We start from the raw sequence: 4,723 nt of genomic DNA, 5'->3' as shown, positions 1-4,723 counted from the left end.
TTGATACACCATTACAAAACCATTACAATTCACCCGACAACTAAATTAAAACAGTATGGTACTTTGTTGATTTACAATTAAATGATAGAACAAATAATAATTTTAGAACATATAGACCCAGTTGTCTTTTTCGGGATAAACAACGCAAATATTCAGTTATTAAAAACTCTTTTTCCAAAGTTGCGTATTGTTGCGCGTGGCAATGCAATAAAAGTAATTGGTAATGCCGAAGATGTACCTCTCTTTGAAGAAAAAATAAGAGAGCTTGAAAAGTTTTCGACCGAACGCAACAAACTCTCTGAAGAAGATATTATAGATATTGTCAAAGGAAAATCACCTAATATAATAAAGCAAGATAATCTTATTATATATGGAATAAACGGCAAACCGATTTTTGCACGTACACCAAATCAGAAGAATTTTGTAGATAGTTTCTATGAGAACGACATGGTTTTTGGGATAGGCCCGGCAGGTTCCGGTAAAACATATACAGCCATCGCTTTGGCTGTCAAGGCTCTCAAGAATAAAGAAGTAAAGAAAATAATTTTAAGCCGCCCGGCAGTAGAAGCGGGAGAAAAACTAGGATTCCTACCCGGCGACATGAAAGATAAGATAGATCCTTATCTACAACCTTTATACGACGCCTTAGAAGACATGATTCCGGCAGCAAAGCTGAAAGACTATATTGAAAACAAGACAATTCAAATAGCTCCGCTGGCATTCATGCGTGGTCGTACATTAAGCGACGCAGTGATTATATTGGATGAGGCCCAAAACACAACCACACATCAGATAAAGATGTTCTTGACTCGTTTGGGGATGAATGCCAAGATGATTATTACAGGCGATATTACACAAATTGATTTACCTCCATCTCAACTATCCGGGTTGAAGCATGCCTTACGCATATTAAAAGGAGTAAAAGGAATCGGCCATATTGAATTTGATAAGACAGATATCGTACGTCACAAATTGGTACAGCGTATTGTTGAAGCTTATGAAAAAGAAGACAAGAGAGAGAAGCGAGTAGAAAAAGCGGAGAAGATTGCACCATAAAAAGAAGCCTAACAATCTTTAATTCGTTGCTTTTTTAACATACTTCTATTAACTTTGACCATAGCTTCGATGTTATTATAGCGGATAAATAAAAAACAATTAAGATAGCAAATGAAGAATACTTTAGTTAGAACGGATTTTAATTTCCCAAATCAGACAAACGTTTATCATGGTAAAGTGAGAGATGTTTATTCAATAGGCAACGATTTGTTGGTAATGATCGCTACAGATCGTATTTCAGCATTCGATGTAGTATTACCTCAAGGCATCCCTTACAAAGGACAGGTACTGAATCAGATTGCCTCTAAATTTCTGGATGCAACCTCAGATATTGTTCCTAATTGGAAATTGGCTACACCTGATCCGATGGTAACGGTGGGTATCCGTTGCGAAACATACAAAGTAGAAATGGTTATTCGCGGCTACCTTACCGGTAGTGCATGGCGTGAATATAAATCAGGAGTAAGAACTCTTTGTGGAGTAACACTTCCTGAAGGGATGAAAGAGAATCAAAAGTTCCCTACTCCGATTATCACTCCTACGACCAAAGAAGATGAAGGTCATGACCAAAACATTTCGAAAGAGGAGATTATTGCGCAAGGTCTGGTAAGTAAAGAAGAATATGAGCAATTAGAAAAATATACTTATGCCCTATTCCAACGCGGGACAGAAATGGCCGCTGAGAAAAATCTGATCCTCGTGGACACTAAATATGAATTCGGTAAGAATGGTGGTAAAATATACCTGATTGACGAAATTCACACTCCAGACTCATCCCGTTATTTTTATGCCGATACATATCAAGAATTATTTGAAAAAGGAGAAGAACAACGCCAACTTTCAAAAGAGTTTGTTCGCAAATGGCTAATGGATAACGGATTTCAAGGGAAAGACGGACAAAAGGTGCCTGAAATGACCGAAGAATATTGCAACTCTGTTTCAGAACGCTATATAGAACTATATGAAAAGATAGTGGGAGAAAAATTTATAAAAGCTGATGCTAGCGACGTAGCTACACGTATAGATGCAAATATAAAAGATTATTTAAAACAAAGAGGGTAAATTAGATGCCAAATCTCTATATCATATCAGGTTGCAACGGCGCGGGTAAAACAACCGCGTCGTATGCAATGTTTCCCGAAATGTTGGATTGCAAAGAGTTTATCAATGCCGATGAAATTGCGAAGGGACTTTCTCCTTTCCAACCCGAAACTGTTGCGATAAATGCAGGAAGACTGATGCTGATGCGTATGAATGAAATGCTTCGTATGCAGGAAGATTTTGCTATAGAAACTACTTTGGCCACTAAATCCTATGCTAATTTTATACGCAGGGCTCAAAAAGAAGGCTATTTCGTAACACTTATCTATTTCTGGCTCGAATCGCCCGAACTAGCAATCAGACGTGTAGAACAACGCGTACGCTTTGGAGGGCACTATGTGCCGGAAGAAGTTGTGGTAAGACGTTATTATGCAGGAATGCGCAACCTGTTTTCTATGTTTATTCCTATTGCCGACTATTGGCTTATGGTCGATAATTCTACCGACCCTTTCCGGATGATTGCAGAGGGAAACAAAACGAAAATCATAGATATCCAGGACGAGGAAGTATTCTATTATATTAAAAATGTATGACTTATAAAGCTGAAAAGATTGTACCTTATTCTTCAGAAGAAAACAAAGGCGTTCAAGTAGAGCGCATGTTTGATTCTATCGCCGAAAATTACGATACGCTTAATCGGACTATGTCGATGGGTATTGATATAAATTGGCGAAATAAAGGTATTTCAATGCTAAAAAGATTAAGCCCTCAAACTATTCTTGATATCGCGACCGGAACCGGAGATTTAGCCATTCAAGCATACAATGTCCTCAAACCTCAATCTATTCTTGGTATTGATATTTCGGAAGGAATGATGGAAGTAGGCCGTCATAAAGTAGCAAAAGCAGGATTATCAGAAGTTATTACTTTCGAAAAACAGGATTGTCTCAATCTTACTCTTGATGACAATACATACGATGCAGCAATGGTCGCATTTGGCGTCCGTAATTTTGAAGACCTTGACAAAGGATTACAAGAAATACTCAGGGTACTGAAACCCGGAGGCCAGTTAATGATACTGGAGTTAAGTACACCCAAACACTTCCCGATGAAACAAGGTTATTGGATGTATTCACGCCTTTTTATTCCAACTATAGGACGTATTATATCAAAAGATAAAACAGCCTATTCATATTTACCCAAATCTATAGAAGCTTTTATCCAGGGAAAAGAGATGACCAACACTCTTTTAAAGAATGGCTTTAAAGATGCTATTTGTAAAACATATACATTCGGAGTTTGCTCTATGTATCTAGCTTCCAAGTAATTTAAAAGTCAAGAGCGACCTAAACACTAGTACTCCTGTATAATTTAAAAGCTCATTTTTAAAAAATTTATCTTTTAATTAAGAATAATGTAATATATTTGCCATAGTAAAAGTTTTTTAACCAAACTTTATCTTAATTATAACACGGCCAAGCGGACACTAACATTATTTATTAATAAACCCAACGAACATTTTAAAACTATGACAAAGAAATTATTTCTGACTTCAGCACTAATTGCTGCTATGTGCGCATTATCACTCTCTGCTAATGCTCAATTTGGTAAAGCTTTAAAAAAAGCTGGCAAATCTGTAACAAAGGCTGTAGGCGATGTTGCAGGGGATATGGCTTCCGATATGGTGGCAAATAAAGTATCTGTAAAAATCGTAGAGTTTATGGATCAAAATAATACGATTGCAGGAGAAGGTACTGAGTACTATACGAGACTAGCAAACTTAGTGGGTACTGACTATATTACAGTAGACGGACTAAGTTTAAATTACAAAGTATATGAGAATCCGGAAGTAAACATCTTAGCAACAGCTGATGGTAGCATCCGAGTTTATACAGGCATGATGGATCTTCTATCTGACGAAGAATTACTTGCAGTAATCTCTACTCAGATTGGACACATTGCGAATAAAGATGTTCGTGATGCATTATTAAAAGTTGCATCTGAAGATAACGCAACAAAAGCAGGATCTGCCCAATTGGAGAAACTATTATCTTTCTCTGGAGATAAAATGGGTACTATAATAAATGAACTACTTCAAGTTCCTTACACAGACGAGCAAAATAAAAAAGCTGACAGCTTCGCATTTGATCTGTTGTCTAAAAAAGGAACATCTACAGATGCTTTAGTTTCTGCTCTTGAAAAATTTGCAGAGCTAGAATCGGCTGACCAAGCTGCTTCTGAAGAAGACGGAGAATTGAGTGCTGCCGCTAAATTCATTGGAGTTAACTCAAACAATGCATTACGCGCTTCCATTATCTCTTATAAGTAAGTAAAATAGAATAAAGTACAAAGCCTGTAAGGTTGACCTCATAAAAGGTTAATCTTACAGGCTTTCCTTTTATAAATAACTTGAAAATAAATAAAAAGATATATCTAAAAATAAAACTAATTTAATTTATTTATATTAACTTGCAGGTAATTACAGAGATACACCACCATAAACCCTTTGTGGTTCCATTGAGCCAGCAATAAAATTTTAATACAGACATATATACACGCTTTATACTAAAAGACATGAACTCTATAGTACAAAAACTAAGTTATAGACTAATTTTATTATTACTAC

Annotated in this window: 5 protein-coding genes; all 5 read left to right on the top strand. The window is 36.4% G+C overall.

All coding sequences use genetic code 11. From position 1 onward, the window contains the following. The first annotated feature begins 81 nt into the window (after positions 1-81). Positions 82-1,056: a PhoH family protein gene (locus JGH11_RS19060; protein WP_201114435.1), complete on the top strand. Its 975-nt coding sequence runs from the start codon at positions 82-84 to the stop codon at positions 1,054-1,056. A gap of 111 nt (positions 1,057-1,167) precedes the next feature. Then, complete coding sequence (locus JGH11_RS19055; RefSeq protein ID WP_201114434.1) at positions 1,168-2,118, top strand: phosphoribosylaminoimidazolesuccinocarboxamide synthase; 951 nt, start codon at positions 1,168-1,170, stop codon at positions 2,116-2,118. A 5-nt stretch (positions 2,119-2,123) separates the two neighbouring features. Then, positions 2,124-2,690: a zeta toxin family protein gene (locus JGH11_RS19050; protein ID WP_201114433.1), complete on the top strand. Its 567-nt coding sequence runs from the start codon at positions 2,124-2,126 to the stop codon at positions 2,688-2,690. Beyond that, positions 2,687-3,424, top strand: coding sequence for a bifunctional demethylmenaquinone methyltransferase/2-methoxy-6-polyprenyl-1,4-benzoquinol methylase UbiE (gene ubiE, locus JGH11_RS19045; RefSeq protein ID WP_201114431.1), 738 nt, complete (start codon positions 2,687-2,689; stop codon positions 3,422-3,424). Before JGH11_RS19050 ends, ubiE begins: the two co-directional genes overlap by 4 nt. Positions 3,425-3,625: 201 nt before the next feature. Further along, positions 3,626-4,426 carry a M48 family metalloprotease gene (locus tag JGH11_RS19040; protein ID WP_201114429.1) on the top strand — a complete coding sequence of 267 codons (801 nt, stop codon included), beginning with the start codon at positions 3,626-3,628 and terminating at the stop codon, positions 4,424-4,426. Positions 4,427-4,723: the final 297 nt, after the last annotated feature.

The organism is Dysgonomonas sp. Marseille-P4677, assembly GCF_016652235.1.
GTDB lineage: Bacteria > Bacteroidota > Bacteroidia > Bacteroidales > Dysgonomonadaceae > Dysgonomonas.
The sequence above is the reverse complement of the archived record's forward strand: the minus strand, read 5'-3'. Positions and strand labels throughout refer to the sequence as shown.

Bases quoted from the DNA above. Each gene is read 5' to 3' on its own strand.
- JGH11_RS19055 (WP_201114434.1), top strand. From the start codon at position 1,168: ATGAAGAATACTTTAGTTAGAACGGATTTTAATTTCCCAAATCAGACA.
- ubiE (WP_201114431.1), top strand. From the start codon at position 2,687: ATGACTTATAAAGCTGAAAAGATTGTACCTTATTCTTCAGAAGAAAAC.
- JGH11_RS19040 (WP_201114429.1), top strand. From the start codon at position 3,626: ATGACAAAGAAATTATTTCTGACTTCAGCACTAATTGCTGCTATGTGC.
- JGH11_RS19050 (WP_201114433.1), top strand. From the start codon at position 2,124: ATGCCAAATCTCTATATCATATCAGGTTGCAACGGCGCGGGTAAAACA.
- JGH11_RS19060 (WP_201114435.1), top strand. From the start codon at position 82: ATGATAGAACAAATAATAATTTTAGAACATATAGACCCAGTTGTCTTT.